The organism is Neobacillus sp. NPDC093127 (genome assembly GCF_044754175.1).
Classification (GTDB): Bacteria; Bacillota; Bacilli; order Bacillales; family Cytobacillaceae; genus Neobacillus.
The window spans coordinates 80,909-104,115 of the sequence record NZ_JBIVOP010000018.1; the positions used below are offsets into that span (position 1 = coordinate 80,909).

The following is a 23,207-nucleotide window of genomic DNA, read 5'->3' on the forward strand; positions in this document are numbered from 1 at the left end:
TTCAACTCTTTACCGGTTCAGGTTTTTGTTTCTCCGTTCTTCTAACAAAGTCGGTAATCAGCTTATAATAGGCATTGGCCATCATCCAAATACTTTCCTTATCATCTTCAAAGAATTCAATATTATATCCGTCCAAATTGTTATTTAATGTTTTTAGATAATCCTTTAAAACATGGGAGCCGCCGCCGACAAAGTAACAAATTTCTGTTTGCGAGTTCTTGGACCACACATTGCGCAATAAACGGTATTCCTTTTTCGCTAAATCAAGAAGGATGCGGTCAGTAATATCGTGAACACTCGTCCGGCTTCCTTTGACCATGATATGATTGCGGTTGTTTTTCCGGGTAATAATTTCAACGACATCACGACGGCTGTCGAGCTCTATGCCATGTTTCGTCCTAATTTCTTCACGAATGGCTTCCAATGATTCTGACACCCCTAAGTTAAATCCTTGTGCCTTATCATCGTCGACATTGCGGTTCTTAATGACCGCGATATCTGTTGAAAGCCCGCCTATATCTTGTATTAATATCCGCTTATCAATTAAATCCTTATTAATAATTTTTAAGTTATTATCCATCACAAGGTTAATAAAGGCGGCAAAGCCTTCGGGATAGACCTTCACTTCAGTAAATTTAATATTTACCTTTAATCCCTGATATTTCGGTGTGACGAGAAATTCGACCTGATGAACGGAGCCGATTAATTTGGAGCGGTAGCCGGCGTCCTTTCCTTCCTTTACTTCCCTTAACGGAAGGCCCGTTCCCAGCGTATAGTTGGCCTCAATGACATTCTTTGTGCGCGGAAATTCCCCTTTTACCGCATCCAAGGCCAGTGTTGCAAACAGCATAATTAACGTTTGGTCTTCCTCTGACTTGCTGCTGCCAGGATCTAATTCGGCCGCATTATTACTTTTAGCCGCTAAATTTCCAACACGATAGATGAGATTATTCTCTTTCAGGGCAGGGGAGTGCACCTTGATATGAATCCCATCTAAAGGATCTTTTGTGTCCAGCTCTTCAATACCGATTACAGGCCGGTCTTCCGTGTCTCTTGCGACAATGTTAGGAATATTCAATTCATACTCTAATTCTCCGAAAATGGCCTTGATGGAGTCATTGCCTACATCGACTGCAGCAATTCTTGATTTAGTCATAAAAAATCATTCCTTCCCATTTAATAGTTTTATGTGTAAAGGCAGTTATGTATCTCTCGTCCGTCCTCTTAAGGCTATAGGAGATTAATAGATTCTTCAATAGGGCGGACCAAAACGAAATACAAGTGTAAAAAAGTAAACATTTTGTAAACACAGGAAATCGTGTAAACATTTTTGTAAACATCACTGACAACTTTGTACACATGGCGCAAATGAAGGATGTACACGTATTTGTATACATGTAAACAGATTTGTAAACAAAATGTATACGAAAGGTAAACAAGTTTACAACTTTGTAAACGATGCCCTGAATGTTACAAATATTTCAATCCTAACCCTAATAAAGACAAAAATAAGGCACCCTATAATGGGTGCCTCATAAACTATTAAACTGCTAATAAATTCCAAACGTTTTCTGACACTGTCTACTGCATAACTTTCCAGAACTCACCGGCTACCGCTTGATATCCAGTTAAGCTAAGGTGAATATCCTGTGGATTTGGCAGGTATTCTTTAAATTTGCTTGCAATCAGGGTATCAATTGGGACAAATGTGTCCCCGTGCTGGATAGCCTGTGCTTGAATTTGTCCATTAAATCCAAGTAATATTTGACCTAACTGTGCTTGCTGTTGTGCATCTTCCAAGTATGGGAATGGGTTGTAATAGCCCATGACATATACCTTTACCTTCGGATTCAGTTGATCAATTTTGCTCAAGATGGTGTTTAAATTTGCTGCTATCGTTCCTATTACCGCCGGCGCTTGTGCCGGATTGGTTTGAAGAACAGGAAGCAAATCATTGGCACCGATATCAAGGGTAATGTGTGTAGCTTCTTTGATTTCCTTTTGAACATCCGCTTTATTTAATTGCTCAATTAAATCAGTTGTTTTATATCCGGAAACACCAAAGTTAGCAAAATCAAGTAAGTCATACGATTTCTTAAAGTTGTTGGCAATATAATCAGGATAGCCTAGACCTTTTTTTCCATCTGGAGTTATTCCAGCTGCCAAGGAATCACCTAAGGCAACATATTCAACCTGAACCCAGACGCCATCTTCGCCTAAAATATACCCATTAATTGTTGTTTTTGCTGCCATTTCTCCACTTGTATAGAGGTAATACCATTTGCCGTCCATTTTTAACCAGCCTGTTGCCATTGCACCACTGCCAGTAAGGAAGTACTTCTTCCCGGCTTTATCGATCCAGCCTGTTTTCATGGCGCCGCTGGATTCTAGGTAATACCATTTACCACTTAGGGAAATCCAGCCCGTTTTCATCGCCCCGCCTGCATCGAGATAGTACCAATCCTTGCCGGTTTTAAGCCAGCCGGTCTTCATGGCGCCGGACTTTTCAAGATAGTACCACTTGCCGCTGCTTGATAACCAGCCCGTTTTCATCGCCCCGGACTTTTCTAGGTAGTACCACTTGCCGCCATTTAACAACCAGCCTGTTTTCATGGCGCCGCTTTTTTCGAGGAAATACCATTTGCCATTATTTAATACCCAGCCTGTTTTCATCACACCGGAGTTATCTAAGAAATACCAAGTTCCCCCTTGAGAAAGCCAGCCTTTTTGTGCAACACCATTACTATAAAAATACCAATTACCATTTGCTAGGACCCAGCCATTCGTGCTGACAGAATATCCATTTGCTTTAGCAATGGCATCGAAGCTGCTATCACTATAGGTAATAATTACTGGTGTATACATTTGAATTTTGTCATACAGCCAGCGGATCTCTTCATTATGCATCCGCACACAGCCGGAACTGACATACTTGCCTATTGAACTCTCATTTGCATTTCCATGGATGCCATATGTTGTACCATATGTCCCCCTTGCTTCTAACCCCATCCAGCGGTTGCCTAACGGGTTTCGCGGGTCGCCGCCAGGAATATTCTCCTTGTAATACGGACGATTGACAATCTTAGTTACAATCCTAAAATTACCTTCCGGGGTTAAATCCCTTGATCTCCCTGTTGCCACCTTAAAGGTTTTGACTAACTTCCCGCCATCATAATAGGCGAGGGTGTTAATCTTTTTGTTAATAATGAGCAATTGCGAACTGCCTGCTGCATCTGTTTGCGTGGTAAAGAAAAAGATACTAAACATCAAAACAAAAATTAACGATATTTTTTTCATTATCTATCTCCCCAATATGTTATTTATATTACAATAACATGACACATAGAAGAACTTTGTCACAATTTGGAGAAAGAATTGTAATATTTTTAGATTTTAATAGAAAAAAAGAATAATTGCCACTTTTTTCTTCGACACTCTTATTCTATTAGGTAAAAATAGAAAAAATGGTGCCTGACACCATGAACTTGAAAATATGCCGACAGTTGGGTATTCTTAGACTAAAATTATCCGCTTAAGGTGTGGTTTTAATATGCGTATTAATAAATTTATTAGCGAGTCTGGTAAGGCCTCCAGAAGAGGGGCAGATAAATTAATTAGTGAGGGAAGAGTCACGATCAATGGCAAGGCCGCCGAAATCGGCAGCCAAGTTGAACCGGGAGATGATGTCCGGATCGATGGCAATGCCATTAGTGTTTCTATGAATTATGTCTATATCGCTTTAAATAAACCCGCCGGGATTACCAGTACAACCGAACGGCATGTGAAGGGGAATATTGTTGATTTCGTCAACCATCCATTACGAATTTTCCATATCGGCCGTTTGGATAAAGATTCCGATGGATTGATCCTGCTGACGAACGATGGCGATATTGTCAATGAAATACTTCGAGCCGAAAATAAGCATGAAAAAGAATATATTGTGACCGTCGACAGGCCGATTACGGCTGAATTTTTAAAGCGAATGGCAGAGGGCGTTGAAATTTTAAATACAAAAACGCTTCCATGCAAAGTGAACCAGCTTTCTAAATATGTATTGGAAATAACATTAACACAGGGATTAAATCGCCAAATTCGACGGATGTGTTCCGCACTTGGCTTCGGGGTTGTCAGGCTTCAGCGGACGCGCATCATGAATATTCATTTAGGCAATTTACCAATCGGCCAGTGGAGAGATCTTTCAAAAAGGGAACGCAATCAATTATTTGAAGATCTAAACTATCAGCCTAAGGGGTGGTAAAAAATTAAAGGATGAACCTAAACAAAGACATTCGTTTGGATTCATCCTCTTTTTTTGACTCTGTTTAATGAGCATTAACAAAGCCTTTTTTTAAAACTATACAGTTGATTCACGTGGCTGCTTTTCTTCCTGACGCTGTTCTTTAATAAGAAACCCGCCCATCAAACCAAGGAGCGCGAATAAGACGGGGATAATAAACCCATAGTGGTAGCCAACACTGCTTGCTGAAGAATGAAAATGGTCTAATACTTTCCCAAAAATGATGGGTAATAGAACAGCACTCAAAAATCCTCCAGTATTCGCAAACCCTGAGATAACGCCGACCTCTTTCATCGGAAAAGATTGGCGAACAACTGCAAAGGTCAACGCACTGGCTCCATTTCCATAGCCAATAATGAAGAATAGCATAACGAGCATAAAGAAGGGTGGCTTGCCACTAAACAAAACAAAGGCAATCCAACAAAGAAACACAATAAAATGAACGACAACATAGGGCCGTTTGATTGATGCTAATCGGCTGGAAATCCAGCTTGTCAGCGGGGCACCAATGATTGCCCCAATCAGCCCAACCATAATCAACTGACTGGCAGCAGAACGGCTCATTTCATAAACATGCATCCCGTATGGAACGGCCCATGAACCGATAAACCCAACATACGAGCCAACAAGACCAAAGTGACAGAAAAAGGTAGCCCATGCCTGGCGGGTGGAAAAGATGCGCCGTAACAGTATCAACGTATTTTCCCGCTTTTTCTCCTTTTTAACCTTGATAGAATCGTCCTGGAATAGCTGCTTTGGCTTTTTTACAAGGACAATATAAAGGAGAACGGCGCTCAAACATAGAATAATTCCTGTGATAAAAAATGGCGGTCTCCAGCCTGATAAAGAAATCCATGCAGAAAATGGAACAGTCGCCATTAAGAAACCAAAGCTGCCAGCCATACCTGCAAGGCCGAGTAAGCCGATAAATTCCTTCACCTTAAACCATTGGCTTAAGATGATCACTAGGTTGACCCAAATGGCCGCATCCCCGATTCCCGCCAATAATCTAGCAAGAAGGAGAAACGCTTCATTTCCTGCAAGACTATACACTACCGCACCTAAACCATTCAGCAGTGCCCCAAAAACCAGAAAAAGATTAGGACCGTAGCGGTCAGACAAGATTCCAATTGGAATTTGCAAGCCTGCATAAGCCAAAAATTGAATACTCGTAAGCAGCCCAATCACCGATGCTGTTACATGGAATTCTTTCATCAATTGATCGGAAATCAGTCCCGGAGCCGTTCGTTGACTGACGATTAAAAAGTAAGTAAAAAAAACTGCGGCCAAAACGACCCATCTATAGCTGCTATTCTGCTTTTCCAATGGCCTCTACTCCTGTTAACTCTTATTTATCTCATTATTATACTACAGAGAGATTGGCTATAGTCGGATTTGGAATTCAAAGTCAGGTCAGATGGAACTGGCTCATATACCTGGAAAATAAACGAGGGACAGAAGCCTGTCCCCCCTGTCCCTTAGTTTTCTTCTATTTCTTTACGGTTTTTCTTGAATAGTTTGGATAGTATTTCGTAGACGATTGGTACTACGATTAATGTTAATAGGGTTGAGCTTGTTAGACCGCCGATTACGGTGATGGCAAGGCCTTTCGAGATTAAACCGCCTCCGCCGCCTGCGCCTAGTGCTAATGGGATTAACGCACCGATTGTGGCGATGGCTGTCATTAGGATTGGACGAAGACGGGTTGCCCCAGCTTCGAGAATGGCTTCACGCATTTTCATGCCATCCCGTTCCATATGAATAATTCGGTCGACGAGGACGATGGCGTTCGTGACGACGATACCGATTAACATTAATAGCCCCATCATGACTGAGACCGAGATGGTTTCACCTGCGATTAATAAGCCAACAAATGAACCAATGACCGCAAATGGTAACGAGAATAGGACCGAAAATGGCGCGACACCTTCTCGGAATGTAACAACAAGGATGAAGTACACGATGGCAACGGCCGCAGCCATAGCGACACCAAGCTGTGTAAAGGTGTCAGACATATCTGCCTGTACCCCGGCAACGCCGACGGTCACACCTTTCGGTAAATCTAAGTTATCGACTTCTTTCCCAACTTTAGAGGTTACTTTTGAAATATCAGCACCTTTAATTTTTCCAGAAACGGTTGCGTAGTATTCACCTTTACTGCGTGCAAGCGTATTTAGGGTTGTCCCTTTCTTCACAGTGACAAGCTCGGATAATGGCATTGTCGTACCAAGTGCTGTCGGGATTTGTTTTGCTAAAAGATCATCGATTGATTCTGGCTGTGCAGCTTGTTCCTGCTGAACGATGACATCTAAGGAGTTACCGTCCTTTTCAACCGTCGTTAACACATCTTGTGTTTTTTGCGGACTTAACATCATGACAAGCTGACCAGCTGTTAAACCAACCTGCATCAATTTATCTTGCGCGACTCTGAATGTATACTCCACGTACGCTTCCTCGGCACTTGTCGTCACATCTTTCAAATCGCTATGTTTTTTCATCACGTTTTCTACTTGTTTAACTGATTTATTTAGTTTATTTAAATCTTCACTGTAGAAGGTGTAGCTGACTTCATTAGTAGCACCGCCCATTGAACCAAAGGCTTGGCTCTTCCATTTACCTGTTTGACCAATGCCAGCGACATATTTTTCAACTTTTTCTTTAACATCCGGGAAATTCTTTGTTTCCGGGTCAAAGATGAGGTACATTAAGGCACCGCCGGATCCGCCGCCGCCCATCATCGCCGCAGTCGTATCGCCAGCCTTGGTGACAGATACTTGAACGATTTTGATATCATCACGCTTTAGCATCTTCTCTTCGACCACTTTAACGTTGGCCAATGTATCTTCTGGCAGCTCGCCTGCTTTTGGAGTGTACGTTAAGTACATCACTTTATCCTCTTCACTGCCCATGAAACTAAAACCAATAAGCGGCGTTAACGCCAAACTTCCTGCTAGTAAAACAATCGCAAGGATGGAGGCTATTACTTTATGGTTAAGGGTTTTTTCAAGGAACCATTTATACCATTTCGCCATTTCACCGACTTCTTTGTGGCTCTTGGCTGTTTTCACACCATATAATTTTTTCTTAAATAAGAAGTGAGATAGCGCCGGAACAATGGTAATTGCAACGAGTAATGAAGCACCCAGTGCGAATGCCATTGTTAACGCAAACGGTGCGAACAATTCGCCAACCATACCGCCAACGAAGATCAGCGGCGCGAAAACCGCAACTGTTACTAATGTTGATGACATAATCGGTTTGAACATTTCAATCGTCGCTTCACGGACAAGGGCGCGGCCATTTAATTTCTCTTCTTTCAAATGCAGACGCCGGTAAATATTTTCAACAACGACAATGGAGTCATCGATGACCCGCCCGATGGCAACAGTAATTGCCCCAAGAGTCATAATATTTAAGGTAATATTCATCCAGTGTAACAGCAATAACGCCATGAAAATCGACACTGGAATCGAAACAATCGAAATAACTGTTGATTTAAAGTCACGCAAGAATAGCAGGATGATTAAAACGGCAATTAAACCGCCAAATACCGCTTTTTCAATCATCGTCGCCACCGATTCTTCGATTGGTTTCCCTTGGTCAAGGGTGACATCAATCACAAGGCCATCAACTTTTTCCTTTTCATCCTTAATGACCTTCTTCACCTTGTTGACTACATCAACCGTGTTTGCCTGCTGACCTTTAACAATTTGGATGGCAATCGCATCTTTACCGTTTGTTCGTGATATCGATTGTACTTTACCAACTGTATTAATGGCCGCGATGTCGCCAAGCTTTACAAAAGGCGATGGATTAGCGGCTGATGGTGTGACAGGAATCAGCATGTTCTTTAATTCATCCGCCGTTGTGAACTTGCCGTCAATCGCAACTGCTTGTTCACTTTCTTTAAACTGGTAAAGGCCTAATGAAACAGACAGATTACTTGCTTGAATCATTTGCTTTACTTTATCTTCCGTTAAACCAAATTCAGCCAATTTGGCTTTGTTATACGTAAGATCCACTTCTTCAATATGCTGGCCGGTAATCGTTGCCGACGCAACACCCTCGATTTTCTCAATCTTTGGAAGTAAGCTTTCCTGTACGGTTGAGGTTAATTCAACGATATCCTCTTTTGAACTACTTACACTTAAGGCAACAACCGGCATCATATTCATACTAATCGCTGTCGTTGTCGGTTCTTGTGCCCCTTCTGGCAATTTCACGGCATCTAACGCCGATTGTAAAGCCCGTTTCGCCTCGTCCATATCGATGCCATATTCGTATTCCACTTGAATACTTGACATGTTAGAATAGGAATTTGAATAAACGGCTTTTACGTGTTCAAGGTTTTCAACCGCTTTTTCTATCGGCATGGACACATCTTCCATTACCTTCTTAGGAGTTGCTCCAGGATAAACATCCATGACCATTAAGTAAGGAATCGAGATATTCGGAATCGTCTCCATATTCATTCGTGTCCCCGAATAAATACCAGATGCTGTTATGATAATCGTAAGCAGCCAGACTGCTAGTTTATTCCTTAAAACAAAGTTAACTAAACCCTTCAACTATTACACCCACCCTTAATTGACTAATCAAACTCATTTCCTTATACTAATGACTACTGGGTCATTTGTCAATAATTTGACTATAGGAGCGATCAACAAACATGCTTAAAAAACAATTAATTATGGAGCGTGCGTTAGAACTTTTTGCTAAACAAGGGTTCGAAGCCACCTCAGTACAACAAATAACCGAGCATTGCGGTATTTCTAAAGGAGCTTTTTACTTATCCTTCAAGTCAAAGGATGAATTAATCATTGCCTTGATTGACCATTTTATGATGCAGATGACTACGGAAATTGACCATATAGTCAGAAGCACACCTAATGACGAGGAACTTTTATATAAATTTTATTATGCTATTTATCATTCTTTTCATAAGCATTCAGATTTCGCCAAAGTACTCATCAAAGAGCAGTCGCAAACATTTAATAAAGATCTCATATTAAAAATGCAGTACTATGACAAATTAATCGAGAACAATATCCTCTCGATGATTGAACGCTTATACGGCGAAGAAGTTAAACAGACAAAATATGATTTAATGTATTGTATTAAAGGCTTTATGAATACTTACTCTCAGTTATTTGTCTTCTACAACGTGCCGTTGGATTTAAAGCGGCTATCGGAATCACTTGTGGAAAAAACAAACTTACTTGCAAGACAAACGACCGTCCCATTTATTTCACATGAACTGATTGAAATGGTGAAGCAGCCAATGAATGAAGAGATAACAAAGGAACAAATCCTCGAAATCATCGGGCAAAGAATAGAAGAAATAGAAACATCGATTGAAAAAGAATCGTTAATCCTGCTGCAAGGGCAACTGCTTGAACCGACTCTATCGCCTGCCATCGTAAAAGGATTACTAGGAAATATCAGCGATCATCCTCATTGCAAATGGATTTCTTACTTACTCCGCCGCTACTATAATTTTTAAAAAAATAAATGTAATCAACTACTAGAAAAAGCAAGCTTGGAGATAAAGCTCTCCTGGCTTGCTTTTTCTAGTAGATGTACTTTTCCGAAATTCAAAAGAGAAAATTCCACACTATAAAATCTTGTAGTATAATAGTAATAATTTAAGAGTCAGGTAAACGAAGCAAAAGTCTTTGTTTAAAATCCCACAAGGGTAAGTTGGAGGATGCTGATAGCTGGGTTACCAGGTAGCGAAGGGGATGCTTATGAGCACATTTGACCAAACAGTTGAAGAAATTAACCATAGGCGGGTGAACCGATCCAAACGGCCAGCACGCCGAAATATTGTTGTCATTGGAATTATCATTATTATTGCACTACTAGCTGCAGGACTTTTCTATTATCAGACAACACGGTTCAATTCGCAGATTACGATTAATGATACAAAGGTCGGCGGTCTAACTGCTGATCAGGCCATAAAGAAATTAAAAACTTCTGTGTTAAAAAACAGAGTCTTTGTCGGAGAACAACAAATTTTTGACGGAAAAGATACACAAATGGGATTTACCGAAGAAGATTTGCCTAGGGTTAAGAAATTATTAAAAAGCCAGTGGACGTTTTTCCCTTCCTCAAAGGAAACAAATTATTCGTTGATACCCCAAAAGGCGGATCAGTACCGAAGCCAAACGATGAAAAAGGAAGTAGAAGAAAAGCTATTATCCATGAATAAGAGTTTAAAAGCACCCATAGATGCGTCAGCGAAATTGGAACAGGGGGAAATTGTCATCTCCAATAGCATCGATGGAGAACAATATGACATTACCGGTCTATTAAAAGATTACGCGGAACAGAAGTATACTAGTGATATCCACCTGAAACCTGTATTCTTACAACCAATTAAAGCGGACAGTCCGATTATCAAGGAAGAGGAGAAAACGCTGCAGGATCTCCTTGGACGGACCGTTGATTATAATGTACAGGGCAAAGTGTATACCTTAAATGCCAGTGAGTTAATTAAAAATGCCTTCGTGACAAAAGAGATGAACGTTACCATCACGATGAGTGACATTAAAAACAAGATAGCTGAAATTAATAGCGCTCAATCAACATTAAATAAAAATTTCTCATTCAAAACCCATTCAGGTTCGGTTATTTCAGTAAAAGGAAAAGGCTACGGCTGGGCATTAGACGTTGGGAAAGAAACGACGCAGGTGCAGCAAGCTTTTGAAAAAGGGGAGAAATCCATACCTGCCTCTAATATTTACGGAAATGGCTGGAGCAATGAAGGCATTGGTTATGAAACGACAACAAATAATGGCATTGGCGATACGTATGCTGAAGTATCGATTGCAGAACAACGGATTTGGATTTACAAAAAGGGGAAATTGGTACTCACAACGCATGTAGTCACAGGCAAACATAGCACCGGTGAAGATACTTCACCAGGAGTGTGGTATATCCTCTATAAACGAACACAGTACACACTTAAGGGGACCGCAGTAGGAAAAGGTGATTATGCCGTTAAGGTAGATTACTGGGCTCCGTTTACAAACAGCGGACAAGGATTCCACGACGCCAGCTGGCGCACAAACTGGTCAGGTAATGCCTATCTTACAGCAGGATCAGGCGGTTGTGTCAACACACCCCCTAGCATTATGAAAACCGTCTACGAAAATCTCAGTACGTACGATCCAGTCGTCATTTACTAGGGACGCTGGAATAAGCGCTAATATTGAAAAAGGGACAAGGAGCCTGACCTTGTCCCTTTTTGTTATAAAAGTGATTGCGCTCCGTCAATATAGATTTCGCTTCCTGTAATGTGGCTGGATTGGCTAGAAGCCAAAAATAGGACGAGCTCAGCCACTTGTTCAGGTTTTCCAGGTCTATCTTCCAGCGGCTGGTCTCCTTCCGGATATTCGATGGGGACTTGCACCTTTTTTAATTTCTCATTTTCTCTCCAAGTGTTTTCACCGATATTTGTTTCAATGGCACCTGGGCAGATCATGTTTACTCTAATCCGATAATGGGCAAGCTCGAGCGCTGCCATTTTACCGAAGCCCATCTGGCCAATTTTCGATGTACTATAGGCAGACATTCCAATATTTTTAAAGATCCTGTTTCCATTAATTGAACTCGTTATTATTATGCTGCCGCCTTTTGACTTCAAATGTGGAATGGCATATTTAACTGTTAAAAAGGTACTTGTTAAGTTATTGGAAATCGTCAAGTCCCAATCCTTCGGCTCCATATCTTCAATGGGTGTAACCTCCCCATTAATTCCCGCATTAGCGAAGACCACATCCAGTCTACCCCACTGATCCATTGTTTTTTGATAACAGTTCTCTACTTCTGCCGGCTTAGAAACATTGGCTTCCAAGACAAGTGCTTCACTGCCGATTGCTTCAATTTGATTTTTAACCTCCTCCACATTTTCTTTATGCAAATCAACTAAAGCAATTTTCCCGCCATTTTGGGCAAGCTTTATCGCCGCTGCCCTGCCTATCCCTGAGCCTGCCCCTGTAACAAATGCAACTTGATTGTGAAGTAGTTTTTCCACCTTAAATGCCTCCTGAAATTGATGGTTAATAATTATTACTATACCCATCATCGAGGTTTTAAAGCGGGTAAATTCATATTGGGACACGGGGACAGTCCCTTCTTGAGGGAATGGATTATAAGAAGCCATAAAACTTTAAATTCTGAATAAACTCTGATAATAAAATAGTATAAATTCCAAACGATAATTTGATAAAATGGAAAAAAGGGCAACGAAAGACAAAATCCGTAGTCGACCTGAAATATTCAAAATTTCGTGGGTGATGAGATGAAAATTTCAATTGAAGAAATAAACAAAGAACTGGGAGAAGAAATCCTTATTAGGTGTCATGAGGTAGATGACGAAATACACGAAATCGTAAACAAGCTGAAAACTGAAAACCTCATTGTACTAGGATATCAAAATGATAAAGTTCATCGGATTAAGCTTAATGATATCTATTATTTCGAGGCAGTTGACGGAAAGGTTTTTAGTTACTGCAAGGACAACGTTTTTGAGGTAAAACAAAAGCTTTACGAGTTAGAGGAATTATTCAAGACAAAGAACTGTTTTCGTGCATCCAAATCAACTATTTTGAACATCGCCAAAATTTCATCTATTTATCCGTCCATAAGCGGCCGATACGAAGCGGTGCTTGAAAACGGGGAACGTGCTGTTGTATCAAGGCAGTATGTGCCTGTCCTTAAAAATATGCTTGGCTTGTAAAAGGAGGGATAGGTATGAAGATGTCCGAATTTATCCAAAAGATTATCAAAGATTTCTTGATCATCTTCGCATCCATCATCATTATTATTACTTTTTTGCGACAAATATATTATCCAGATATGGTCTTTGATTTGACGTCAATTTATATTATTATGGCTTTTTCATTTATAAGTGCATTTATCGGATTTATTTTGTATTCTCCTGCTGATCTAAGTGAGAAGAAAATGCGAATAAGGATTACCTTTCATTTTTTCGCTTTGGAGATTGTATTGATTGCCCTTGGGAGCGTTTTTGGTATTGTAAATAGTGCTGAAGATGGAATCATTTTGGCACTGCAAATTGCCGTGATCTATACCCTAGTTCGTCTGCTGTCATGGAAAAAAGATAAAAAAGAAGCCCAGCAAATCAACGAAAAACTAAAGGCATTTAAGAAAGACGTTTCATAAAATTATAAAGCAGCTTTTTGTGTAACGATGCGGTAAGCTTTAAAGCTTACCGCTTTTTTGCATCTTACTTGCTTGTGGAAGCAACTTACCGTTTTTCTATATACTTCCTTTTAGTAATTTTTTATGATGTGTTCATAAGAAATTTTTCAAAAAAAAGGGGTAATTACGATGGGAAATTTACTATTATTGATCGCTTTAACTTTTGAGATTGCCTTTGCAATCTACTGTGTAGTAACGAAGGAAAACCATAAAAAAATAAAGAATTGGATTAGGATTGCTGTATTTATTGCCTTTGTCTTGCTCACTCTGACATCAGTGATTGAGTGGAGTTTCCGCTGGGTAATGCTTGCCGTCCTGCTTTTCATCTTAGCGGTAACGGCAGCCATTTCGCTTATCCGTAACAAAACAAATACAAAAAAATTCAAAACTTCTTCAATTGTGTGGAAATCGATTATGATGATGATTGTCTCGGTATTTGTCCTTGCACCTGCAATTGTTTTTCCACAGCATAAATCACCAAAAGTGACAGGTGACTATGAAGTCGCAACCGCTGCTTACACATATGTTGACAAGAACCGGATTGAGGAATTTACTGACAAGGGTGACAATAGATTTGTTAATGTGGAATTTTGGTATCCCAAAAAGGCAGATGAAAAATCCCCTCTATTGGTGTTCTCACATGGAGCTTACGGTATTAAGTCAAGCAATGCCTCTACCTATACTGAACTTGCAAGCCACGGCTATGTAGTCGTATCAATCGATCATCCCTATCACTCCTTCTTTACTCGTTCAGAGGATGGAACTGCAGCTATGATCAATGCAGATTATAACAATGAAATCAACGATATGAATAAAGATGGCATTTACACGAAGGAAGAACTCTATGGGGCCATTCAAAAATGGATGAAACTGCGGACAGACGATATGAATTTTGTCATTGATACGATACTTGATAAGGCTAAAAATGATAATAACCCGATATATCAACAGATCAATACAGAGAAAATTGGCGTGTTCGGGCACTCAATGGGCGGAGCTGCGAGCGTTTGGCTAGGCAGAGAACGTAATGATATAGAAGCTGTTGTCAATATTGATGCCCCGTTCTTTAGTGATCTGGTTTATAAGAAAGAAATCAATGATTTTGTGGCAAAGGACGAAGACTTCAAGACCCCGCTTCTTAACATTTATTCCGACGATGTTTGGGGACAGCTCGATAGCAACTCCACTTATGTAGCAAACAAACTCAATAATGAACACTTCAAAAATGCATCTACTGTTCATTTTCAAGGCGCAAATCATTTAAGCTTGACCGATTTACCGCTTTTCTCTCCGATACTTGCAAATTATATTCAAGGCGGAAAAGCTGACATTGAACAATATTACTGTATTGAAACGGAAAATGAACTAATCCTTCAATTTTTTGACGATAAATTAAAGGGCATTGGTCATTTCACTTCCAAAGAAACATATTGATTTTTATCTAGTAGCTTTTAAGGCAGAACTATATATAGTCCTGCTTTTTCTATTTTACCTAGAATAAAAACCTATAACAATTACTATCAAATTAAAATAATTATTGCATTTCTGTTGACAATAATAATCAACCCTATATAATAATAATTATAAATTGATTGTAATTATAGATAGGTTAATTCAATGATTTTTTCTCATCTAGCAATCTATAATTCTCAATAAATACATTTAGGAGGAATTATTATTATGTCTCTAATTGGAAAAGAAGTACAACCCTTCAAAGCACAAGCATACAGAAATGGAGAGTTTCTTGAGGTTTCAGACGCAGACTTCAGAGGACAATGGAGCGTCGTTTGCTTCTACCCAGCTGACTTTACATTTGTTTGCCCAACCGAGTTAGAAGATCTTCAAGATCAGTATCCAGCACTACAACAACTGGGAGTTGAAGTATTCTCTGTTTCTAGAGATTCTCATTTTACACATAAAGCATGGCACGATTCATCAGAAACAATCGGAAAAATCACTTATACCATGATTGGTGACCCTGCACATGTCCTTTCTCGTAACTTCGACGTATTAGTTGAAGAACTAGGTCAAGCTGACCGTGGTACATTCATCATCGACCCAGACGGTATCATCCAAGCGGTTGAAATTAACGCAGACGGCATTGGCCGTGACGCCAGCACACTTATTAACAAAATTAAAGCAGCACAATACGTGCGTAACAATCCAGGTGAAGTTTGCCCGGCAAAATGGAAAGAAGGCTCTGCAACACTTAAGCCAAGCCTTGATCTTGTAGGAAAAATTTAAGGAGCACAATCAAATGATACTAGATGCAGATATTAAAGCACAATTAGCCCAATATCTTCAATTGTTGGAGGGCGATGTCCTGCTTAAAGTCAGCGCAGGTTCTGATGACGTTTCTCGTGACATGGTGGCTCTAGTGGATGAATTAGCCACCATGTCATCCCATATTAAGGTTGAACATGCACAATTACAGAAGACACCGAGCTTTAGTGTAAACCGTATCGGGGAAGACACTGGGGTAACTTTTGCCGGTGTTCCGCTTGGTCACGAATTTACTTCTTTAGTTTTGGCTCTTTTACAGGTGAGCGGAAGAGCTCCGAAGGTTGAACAAAAGGTCATTGATCAAATTAAAAGCATTAAGGGTGAATATCACTTTGAATCTTACATCAGCTTGAGCTGCCACAACTGTCCTGATGTTGTACAAGCACTAAACTTGATGAGCATTCTTAATCCTGACATCACCCATACCATGATTGATGGAGCGGCTTTTAAAGAAGAAGTAGAGAGTAAAAACATCATGGCAGTACCAACGGTGTTCCTAAATGGGGATTCATTTGGCAGCGGCCGGATGTCACTCGAGGAAATTCTTGCAAAAGTCAGCAGTGCTCCGGATGCATCAGAGTTTGCTGATAAAGATCCATTTGATGTCCTTGTGGTTGGCGGCGGGCCGGCGGGTGCAAGTGCGGCCATCTATGCAGCACGTAAAGGCATTCGTACAGGCATCGTGGCTGAACGCTTTGGCGGTCAGGTTATGGATACTCTCGGCATCGAAAACTTTATTAGCGTAAAGCAAACAGAAGGTCCAAAACTTGCAGCAAGCCTTGAAGAACATGTAAAAGAATATGCTGTTGATGTCATGAATTTACAGCGTGCCAAGCGCTTAGAAAAGAAGGATCTCATCGAAATCGAATTGGAAAACGGCGCTGTTCTAAAAAGCAAAACCGTTATCCTTTCAACAGGTGCCCGCTGGCGTAATGTCGGTGTTCCTGGCGAAGCAGAGTTTAAGAACAAAGGCGTAGCCTACTGTCCTCACTGTGACGGTCCGCTATTTACAGGAAAGCATGTAGCCGTTATTGGCGGCGGTAATTCCGGTATTGAGGCAGCTATTGACCTCGCAGGCATTGTGAAGCATGTAACGGTTATTGAATTTGCCCCAGAATTGAAAGCTGATTCTGTCCTGCAAGATCGCCTTTACAGCCTTCCAAATGTAACGGTCATCAAGAATGCTCAAACAAAAGAAATTACCGGTACCGACAAAGTAAACGGTATTACCTACATTGACCGTGAAACAGGCTTAGGGCATCATATTGAATTACAAGGTGTATTTGTTCAGATTGGTCTTGTACCAAATACCGATTGGTTAGACGAAACGATTGAACGCACGAGAATGGGTGAAATCGTGGTCGATAAGCATGGAGCTACCACCATCCCTGGTGTGTTTGCTGCAGGTGACTGTACAGATAGCGCCTATAAGCAAATCATTATTTCAATGGGTTCAGGTGCTACCGCAGCCTTAGGTGCATTCGATTATCTAATCAGAAATTAACGAACGCACATACCAAGACTGGTTACCGTGAGAAGAGGATTATTAAGTTCCATAACATAAAAAAAGGTAGAAGAGCGGAAAGCACTCTTCTACCTTTTGATTTTGAAACGATCTATAACTAAACTGAAAGGATCCATTCGCACATATCATTTATCACTTGTCTATCGATATTTTGTGCAACCTTATACTCTTTTTGAACTTTTAGGATTTCACCATAAATAGATGGCATAAACAAATGATTCAAGTTAGGATAAAGTTTAAATGTTGCATTTGGCTTTCCATCCATGATATTTTTGTAAACTTCAAAATCCCTTTCCACTGTTGATTGGACATCTTTTTCGCCTTGCATGATTAAAACCGGTTTTTCTAAATCTTTAAGATAATGACTGGATGGATGTTCACCCATTTCTTTAAAATAGTAAGCTCTGAGGTTTTTCCCCAAAACTTTAGTAGATTGTGCCTCATCATCACTTAGATTATAAATGTTATCAAACTTGGACGATAAAGCTGCTACCTGTTTCTTAGCGATTATTTTCACCAATTTATTCACCGAGTTTATAACATCGTTATTTTGGTCCATCATAATTTCTTCTAATTTTCGTGGAGAGCCGGCCATAATGATAATTCCTGTAAAATTTCCACCTTCTGCATCAATACGGGGAGCTAACATCCCTCCAAAACTATGACCGATAATAAATATTTTGGTCGAATCAATACGCGAATCATTTCGTAAGAAGTTTGCTGCAAGGACGGCATCTTCAATTGTTTCTTCTTTAACTGATAATCCAGTATCGTTTTTCATCTCTTTACCGTATACAAATGTTCTCTTGTCATAACGCAGCACGGCAATACCTTTTTCCGACAAACCGTTGGCAAATTCTTTAAAAAGGAAGTTATTCCCGACTTTCCCGTCCATATTACTTGGACCAGATCCGTGAACCAATACAACGGCAGGCACTGAACCATTCATTTCATTAGGAATTGTCAATATTCCATTGAGTGGGTACTTGGTTTCAGAGCCTATTACAATTTTTTCATCAGCCAATGCGTTTACCTCCGCTTCCTACTTTTTTCAATACACTTCTTTTTATCTAGTACAATACTACTATTTATATTATTAAATCCTCATGAAAAGACCAACGAACATGATAACGAATGTCCCTGCAACATCCAGATAAACCAAAGACCGGCTATTCGTTGGTTTGGGTACCTTACTCGTTGCGTATCCATATACATGCTCCTTTTCTATCGAATTTGACTCTCAAACAAGACATTGCGATTATTGTATTTAGCGGTTAAGACTAACAAAAGGGCGACCATGCCAAACAAAAACAAGCCAATCAGAAAACAAATCCATACCGTTAGTAAAAAAAGACCAGCCGTTTGAGAAATAACGAAACCTACTGCGGGAAGAATAATGATTCCTCCAAGCTGCTGGGCTTCTTGCAGTGTTTTCGATCGTGCTGAAACCAACACATTGAACAAAATGACGAGTAAAATGAGAGCCGGGGTGACCCAGAACATCATCACAAACCACATCTCATTGAACATAATTAGTTTGGAATATACCGGATAGGTAATGGCATTGACAATGACAACGCATACAATATAGGCCGCATAAGTGATTCCAAGTGTTGGGAGAAACGAAGCCATCGTTTTCCCGATAAACAGATCTCGAATAGAAATAGGCGAAAACAGCAAAGTTTCCAGCGTCCCTCTCTCTTTCTCCGTCGCAAAACTACTGGTTGAAGTCACTGTGGAATTTATGACTGCAACCATTAAAAATAATGAGATAAAAGTGAAATTTAAAAAGTAATACGAGAGCTGTTTTCCTGTGCTGCCCAGCGCGAGCAACGTGTCCTTCATCTCCCCGGCCGACAGCATTCCCATTACTTTTTCGGTCATTTTCTTAATATCCCCATCGGTTTCTCCTGAAATAATCTCAGTACGAAAACCAAGATAGGCAAGAATGGCAGGAAACAGGACACAAAATAAAAATGTAACGACAAAGATCGGCACCCATGTTTTCGAGCTTTTCATTACTATGTTTATGTCTTTAAGAGCAATTGCCTTGATCATTTCCTTATTCATTGATTCCACCTCCGATGAGAAAATAATAATCTTCTAACGTATTATTTATAAGTGTGCAACTATAAACCCATGTCCTTTTAAGCAATGCAGCAAGTAGTGGAGAGATGTCTTCCTTGCTATTCAGCTCAAATCTTAATGTATTCTTTCGGATTGTTTGAAACGGATAACCAGCGAAGACTGTTTCCTTCACCGTTAACCCCGTTACGACGTCTACACGTATTTTTTTGAGGTGGCGCTTTTCAATTTCTTCCATCGAACCGCCTTCCATTAATACACCGTGTTTGATAAACAGATACGTATCGCAAATACCCTCGAGTTGTTGCAGCACGTGGGAACAGATAATTACCGTAACACCTTCTTTCTCACACAGTGCTTTCAGATAGCTGAGAACGAGATGAATTCCTTCGGGATCCAGTCCGTTTGTAGGCTCATCTAAAAATAGGATTCTTGGTTTTTGAAGCAGAGCTTTAGCAAGGGTAACACGTTTCTTCATTCCTGTAGAAAAGGTACTTATCGTACTGTCCTTATGCTCCCACATACCGAACGCTATCAGCAGTGCTTCTGCTCTTTTTGAATCATGGACGCCGTAAATTTTAGAGAAAAACATTAGATTCTCCCAAGCTGTCATTTCTTCATATAAATTAGCAGTTTCAGTGACAATGCCTGAATTCTTCCTAATTTCCTCCCCATTTGTTAATGGATTGTGACCCATTACCCGGATGTCTCCACTTGAAGGCTCAATGACCCCGCTTAACAATCGGATGATGGTTGTTTTTCCAGATCCGTTTGGACCGAGAAGTCCTGTGATACTTCCCTCCTTCACTGAAAATGATACATTTTTCACGATTTCCTTGCCTTTCATTTCTTTACATAAACCTTCCACTTTAATGATGTCATTTGCCATATCAAAAACCCCCTTTACCAATCACTACCCGAAAAAAATAAATGAACTCCATGTCATTAATCATAAATGGCACGGAGTTCATTTTCAAGAATTTTTTTCCATTATCTTTAAAAAATTTACTGAGAGCATTTCCATTAACTGATTAATCAAGAGGTTAACTTGCTGCACCGCATTAATTTGTTGTGAACCAAACGCCAAACTATGCAGCATAATACCGTCAAGACTAGAAATCATATATTTCACAATTTCATCGACAGATCGGGTTGGTTTGAATTCCCCATTTTCCACCCCCTTACTAATTACATTAATAAATATCGCAGTCACACGAATATATCGTTTCTCAAAATAATCACGCACTCGCTGCTCTCTCCAGCCTGTGGTACAAAACTCATAGATGGCAGGTACAACGCTGTCTTCAAGACGATCAATCGATTGGCTAGTCTCTTGAAAATAACTTATTAATGCCCCGTAGGCGGTCCCTTTATTTTCTTTTAATAAGGTCGATATCCGCTCCTCTAGCTGCGCATCTAAATAATCAATTAAAGCAAGGAAAATAGTTGTTTTATCCTTGAAATATAAATAGATCCATCCCCGGCTCATCCCTGCTTCCTCAACAATATCCTTCAATGTCGCTCGTTCATACCCTTTACTTTTGAATACCGCAGATGCTGCCAGCAGAATTTGTTGAATCCGAAGCTCCTTGTGTTCATCGGACACTTTCGGCATAACCCTATCACTTCCTATCAATGAATTCTCTATCTATAATAATAAATGACATGAGGTTCATTTTCAATATTCAATATATTTAAAATCAGCCACATCTCTTCAAAGGTCGGCACTATATGCTCTAAAATGATATTCTGCCCATTTTTGTAAATTATACTTGACTTGATGTATAGTTTATTTTACATTATGTATAACAAACTTCACTCTAAGTGAAAGTAAATGGAAAGAGGGTGTGGAAAATGACTTATCAAGAAAAGAAAAGCATCGTATCGTTGATCAGTGCTATCCTCATTTTCGGATCTTTTTGTTTATACATGTACCCGCATTATCCCCAAGGGGGGCTGGATGCGACCGAAACCTATCGCTTTTGGGGTTCCTTCGTCCTCATCTTGACTTTGGTTTCAATCGTCGCTCACATCATCATCAGCATTATTTTTAACATCGTCTTTAGAATAACGACCAATGAGAAAAAACCATCTTTTGAAGATGAACTGGATAAGTTAATTGCTCTGAAAGCGAATAGAAATTCCTTTTTTATGTTTATCATCGGCTTTCTTCTTGCAATGGGATCGCTGGTCATCTCTCAGCCATCACAGTTGATGTTCTTAATTTTAATCACTTCAGGATTCGTATCCGATGTGACTGGCTCCGTTACAAAACTTTATCACTATCGGAAAGGAGTTTAACAATGGGAAAAAATCTTGTCGGCAATCATATCAGAAAATTACGATTCAACCATGATGAAATGACTCAGCAGCAATTGGCTGACAAGGCAGGTGTAACAAGACAAACAATCGTGGCTCTCGAAAAGGGAAACTACTCCCCATCTCTAGAATTGGCTTTTCGGATAGCACACGCCTTTAACTTACCGTTGGAAGAGGTATTCTTTTATGGAGAAAACACCAAGAAGTAAGAACTCGGATTGTTTTTTGCTTTACCGTTTTTGAATTTATTAAAGGCTCTGTTAAACTTGGCTGTTGATTTCCGTTCCAGGCGCTTCGCTTTCCGCGGGGCGGGCGGTGAGCCTCCTCGGCGCTAAAGCGCCTGCGGGGTCTCACCTGTCCCGCTGCTCCCGCAGGAGTCTCGCGCCTTCCACTCCAATCAACATTGTGTTCAAAATCAACAATATTCTTTAACACAGCCTTATTAAAAAGGGGATAAAAAGATGAATTCAAATAAAGAAAACATGCAGATTGGCGAGCCGTTAGGCGAAGACAGAGGCGTAGTTGCACTTATGCGTGATAGGAAAGGTTATACCTCCCTATCTGTGAAAAAAGCAGCAAGGATTGTCGGAGTCCTGTTTTTACTTGCAGCCGTTACGGCGGTAATTGGTCTTACCTTATATGATCCGATCCTAAAGGGTCCCGATTACTTGATTAATGGCTCCAAACACGCCAACCAAGTGATATTGGGAGCGGTTATGGAGTTAATGCTTGTCGTTTCAGCGATTGGTACGGCAACGACGATGTTTCCCATTTTAAGAAAATATAATGAAACGATCGCTCTATGGCATGTTTGCTTCAGGTTTCTTGAAGCAATTATCATTACTGTTGGCATAATCAGCGTAATGTCCCTTTTGACCTTAAGCCAGGAATTTGCTGCAGCCGGTGCCCCGGATTCCTCCTCTTTTCAGGCTTCAGGAATTTTATTAAAAGCCATACATGACTGGACATTTATGCTTGGTCCTCTTTTCATGCTAGGCATCAATACAATGATGTACAGTTATATATTTTATAAATCCAAGCTCGTACCCAGGTTTATCCCTATCTTGGGTATGACAGGTGCAGCACTTGTTTTTCTTTGTTCCTTGTTAGTTATGTTCGGTGTCATTCAACAAATTTCTGTTTGGGGTGCTATTTTGGCACTGCCCGTAGCAGCCAATGAGATGATTTTAGCAGTATGGCTCATTATGAAAGGATTCAATGATTCTGCAATAGCGTCCATATCTTCAAGAAAACAAAGCAACGAGTAGCACACGCCTAAATAAGATGGAAGCACTAGTGTTATTATTGTTCCTAGTTTAAGGTTGGTGTTACACAAAAGAGGAGAAAGTTGAAAATTTGAAATAATAGATGCGAAAAGGGTTTTTAGCAGTTTCAATAAATATAGACATATATAGACATGTGGATTAATTTGGTAGTATAATAGGGGTATGGAAAAGTTATTTAGAATGT

20 protein-coding genes are annotated in these 23,207 nt (G+C 40.1%); 11 read left to right on the forward strand and 9 right to left on the reverse strand.

The window, feature by feature from the left end:
- Window position 1: 1 nt before the first annotated feature.
- Both ACIQCO_RS21510 and ACIQCO_RS21515 read right to left on the reverse strand, forming a co-directional pair.
- Window positions 2-1,156 (reverse strand): Alp7A family actin-like protein, encoded by a 1,155-nt coding sequence (locus tag ACIQCO_RS21510; RefSeq protein WP_400432400.1) that lies wholly within the window; start codon window positions 1,154-1,156, stop codon window positions 2-4.
- Window positions 1,157-1,581: 425 nt separating this feature from the next.
- Complete coding sequence (locus ACIQCO_RS21515) at window positions 1,582-3,297, reverse strand: L,D-transpeptidase family protein (protein ID WP_400432403.1); 1,716 nt, start codon at window positions 3,295-3,297, stop codon at window positions 1,582-1,584.
- Window positions 3,298-3,550: 253 nt separating this feature from the next.
- Here ACIQCO_RS21515 and rluF point away from each other — a divergent pair, with 253 nt between their 5' ends.
- Entirely contained in the window at window positions 3,551-4,258 is a 708-nt protein-coding gene (rluF, locus tag ACIQCO_RS21520; protein ID WP_400432406.1) for a 23S rRNA pseudouridine(2604) synthase RluF, read from the forward strand.
- A gap of 96 nt (window positions 4,259-4,354) precedes the next feature.
- On the opposite strand, the gene ACIQCO_RS21525 is transcribed toward rluF, so the two are convergent.
- Together ACIQCO_RS21525 and ACIQCO_RS21530 are read right to left on the reverse strand one after the other, a co-directional pair.
- On the reverse strand, window positions 4,355-5,623 hold the full coding sequence (locus tag ACIQCO_RS21525) for an MFS transporter (RefSeq protein ID WP_400432409.1): 1,269 nt from the start codon (window positions 5,621-5,623) through the stop codon (window positions 4,355-4,357).
- A gap of 152 nt (window positions 5,624-5,775) precedes the next feature.
- A complete protein-coding gene (locus ACIQCO_RS21530) occupies window positions 5,776-8,865 on the reverse strand; it encodes an efflux RND transporter permease subunit (RefSeq protein WP_400432412.1) in 3,090 nt (1,029 codons plus the stop codon).
- Window positions 8,866-8,966: 101 nt separating this feature from the next.
- Between ACIQCO_RS21530 and ACIQCO_RS21535 the strand changes: the two genes are divergently transcribed.
- The gene (locus tag ACIQCO_RS21535; protein WP_400432415.1) at window positions 8,967-9,800 is read left to right on the forward strand and encodes a TetR/AcrR family transcriptional regulator; all 834 of its coding nucleotides are present in this window, start codon (window positions 8,967-8,969) and stop codon (window positions 9,798-9,800) included.
- Window positions 9,801-10,044: 244 nt separating this feature from the next.
- Window positions 10,045-11,487 (forward strand): L,D-transpeptidase family protein, encoded by a 1,443-nt coding sequence (locus tag ACIQCO_RS21540; RefSeq protein WP_400432418.1) that lies wholly within the window; start codon window positions 10,045-10,047, stop codon window positions 11,485-11,487.
- A 62-nt stretch (window positions 11,488-11,549) separates the two neighbouring features.
- On the opposite strand, the gene ACIQCO_RS21545 is transcribed toward ACIQCO_RS21540, so the two are convergent.
- Window positions 11,550-12,383 carry an SDR family oxidoreductase gene (locus ACIQCO_RS21545; RefSeq protein WP_400432471.1) on the reverse strand — a complete coding sequence of 278 codons (834 nt, stop codon included), beginning with the start codon at window positions 12,381-12,383 and terminating at the stop codon, window positions 11,550-11,552.
- 219 nt (window positions 12,384-12,602) lie between these two features.
- Here ACIQCO_RS21545 and ACIQCO_RS21550 point away from each other — a divergent pair, with 219 nt between their 5' ends.
- From ACIQCO_RS21550 to ahpF, 5 genes are all read left to right on the forward strand, one after another.
- Window positions 12,603-13,040: a LytTR family DNA-binding domain-containing protein gene (locus ACIQCO_RS21550; protein ID WP_400432421.1), complete on the forward strand. Its 438-nt coding sequence runs from the start codon at window positions 12,603-12,605 to the stop codon at window positions 13,038-13,040.
- A gap of 14 nt (window positions 13,041-13,054) precedes the next feature.
- Window positions 13,055-13,486: a DUF3021 family protein gene (locus tag ACIQCO_RS21555; RefSeq protein WP_400432423.1), complete on the forward strand. Its 432-nt coding sequence runs from the start codon at window positions 13,055-13,057 to the stop codon at window positions 13,484-13,486.
- Between the two features lie 168 nt (window positions 13,487-13,654).
- The gene (locus ACIQCO_RS21560) at window positions 13,655-14,959 is read left to right on the forward strand and encodes an alpha/beta hydrolase family protein (protein WP_400432426.1); all 1,305 of its coding nucleotides are present in this window, start codon (window positions 13,655-13,657) and stop codon (window positions 14,957-14,959) included.
- Window positions 14,960-15,205: 246 nt separating this feature from the next.
- Window positions 15,206-15,769: an alkyl hydroperoxide reductase subunit C gene (ahpC, locus tag ACIQCO_RS21565; RefSeq protein WP_400432429.1), complete on the forward strand. Its 564-nt coding sequence runs from the start codon at window positions 15,206-15,208 to the stop codon at window positions 15,767-15,769.
- A 13-nt stretch (window positions 15,770-15,782) separates the two neighbouring features.
- Window positions 15,783-17,312 carry an alkyl hydroperoxide reductase subunit F gene (gene ahpF, locus ACIQCO_RS21570; protein ID WP_400432432.1) on the forward strand — a complete coding sequence of 510 codons (1,530 nt, stop codon included), beginning with the start codon at window positions 15,783-15,785 and terminating at the stop codon, window positions 17,310-17,312.
- 118 nt (window positions 17,313-17,430) lie between these two features.
- Here the strand turns inward: ahpF and ACIQCO_RS21575 are convergent, their stop codons facing one another.
- From ACIQCO_RS21575 to ACIQCO_RS21590, 4 genes are all read right to left on the reverse strand, one after another.
- Window positions 17,431-18,357: an alpha/beta hydrolase family protein gene (locus ACIQCO_RS21575; protein ID WP_400432435.1), complete on the reverse strand. Its 927-nt coding sequence runs from the start codon at window positions 18,355-18,357 to the stop codon at window positions 17,431-17,433.
- A gap of 200 nt (window positions 18,358-18,557) precedes the next feature.
- Window positions 18,558-19,403, reverse strand: a complete 846-nt coding sequence (locus ACIQCO_RS21580; RefSeq protein WP_400432438.1) for an ABC transporter permease subunit — start codon at window positions 19,401-19,403, stop codon at window positions 18,558-18,560.
- Complete coding sequence (locus tag ACIQCO_RS21585) at window positions 19,396-20,307, reverse strand: ABC transporter ATP-binding protein (RefSeq protein ID WP_400432441.1); 912 nt, start codon at window positions 20,305-20,307, stop codon at window positions 19,396-19,398. Before ACIQCO_RS21585 ends, ACIQCO_RS21580 begins: the two co-directional genes overlap by 8 nt.
- Window positions 20,308-20,391: 84 nt before the next feature.
- A complete protein-coding gene (locus ACIQCO_RS21590) occupies window positions 20,392-21,033 on the reverse strand; it encodes a TetR/AcrR family transcriptional regulator (RefSeq protein ID WP_400432444.1) in 642 nt (213 codons plus the stop codon).
- A gap of 239 nt (window positions 21,034-21,272) precedes the next feature.
- On the opposite strand from ACIQCO_RS21590, the gene ACIQCO_RS21595 reads away from it, so the two are divergent.
- The 3 genes from ACIQCO_RS21595 to ACIQCO_RS21605 all read left to right on the forward strand — a co-directional run bounded on the left by ACIQCO_RS21595 (window position 21,273) and on the right by ACIQCO_RS21605 (window position 23,005).
- Window positions 21,273-21,719 carry a hypothetical protein gene (locus tag ACIQCO_RS21595; protein WP_400432447.1) on the forward strand — a complete coding sequence of 149 codons (447 nt, stop codon included), beginning with the start codon at window positions 21,273-21,275 and terminating at the stop codon, window positions 21,717-21,719.
- A gap of 2 nt (window positions 21,720-21,721) precedes the next feature.
- Entirely contained in the window at window positions 21,722-21,946 is a 225-nt protein-coding gene (locus ACIQCO_RS21600) for a helix-turn-helix transcriptional regulator (protein ID WP_066094271.1), read from the forward strand.
- Between the two features lie 252 nt (window positions 21,947-22,198).
- Window positions 22,199-23,005 carry a DUF4386 domain-containing protein gene (locus ACIQCO_RS21605; RefSeq protein ID WP_400432450.1) on the forward strand — a complete coding sequence of 269 codons (807 nt, stop codon included), beginning with the start codon at window positions 22,199-22,201 and terminating at the stop codon, window positions 23,003-23,005.
- Window positions 23,006-23,207: the final 202 nt, after the last annotated feature.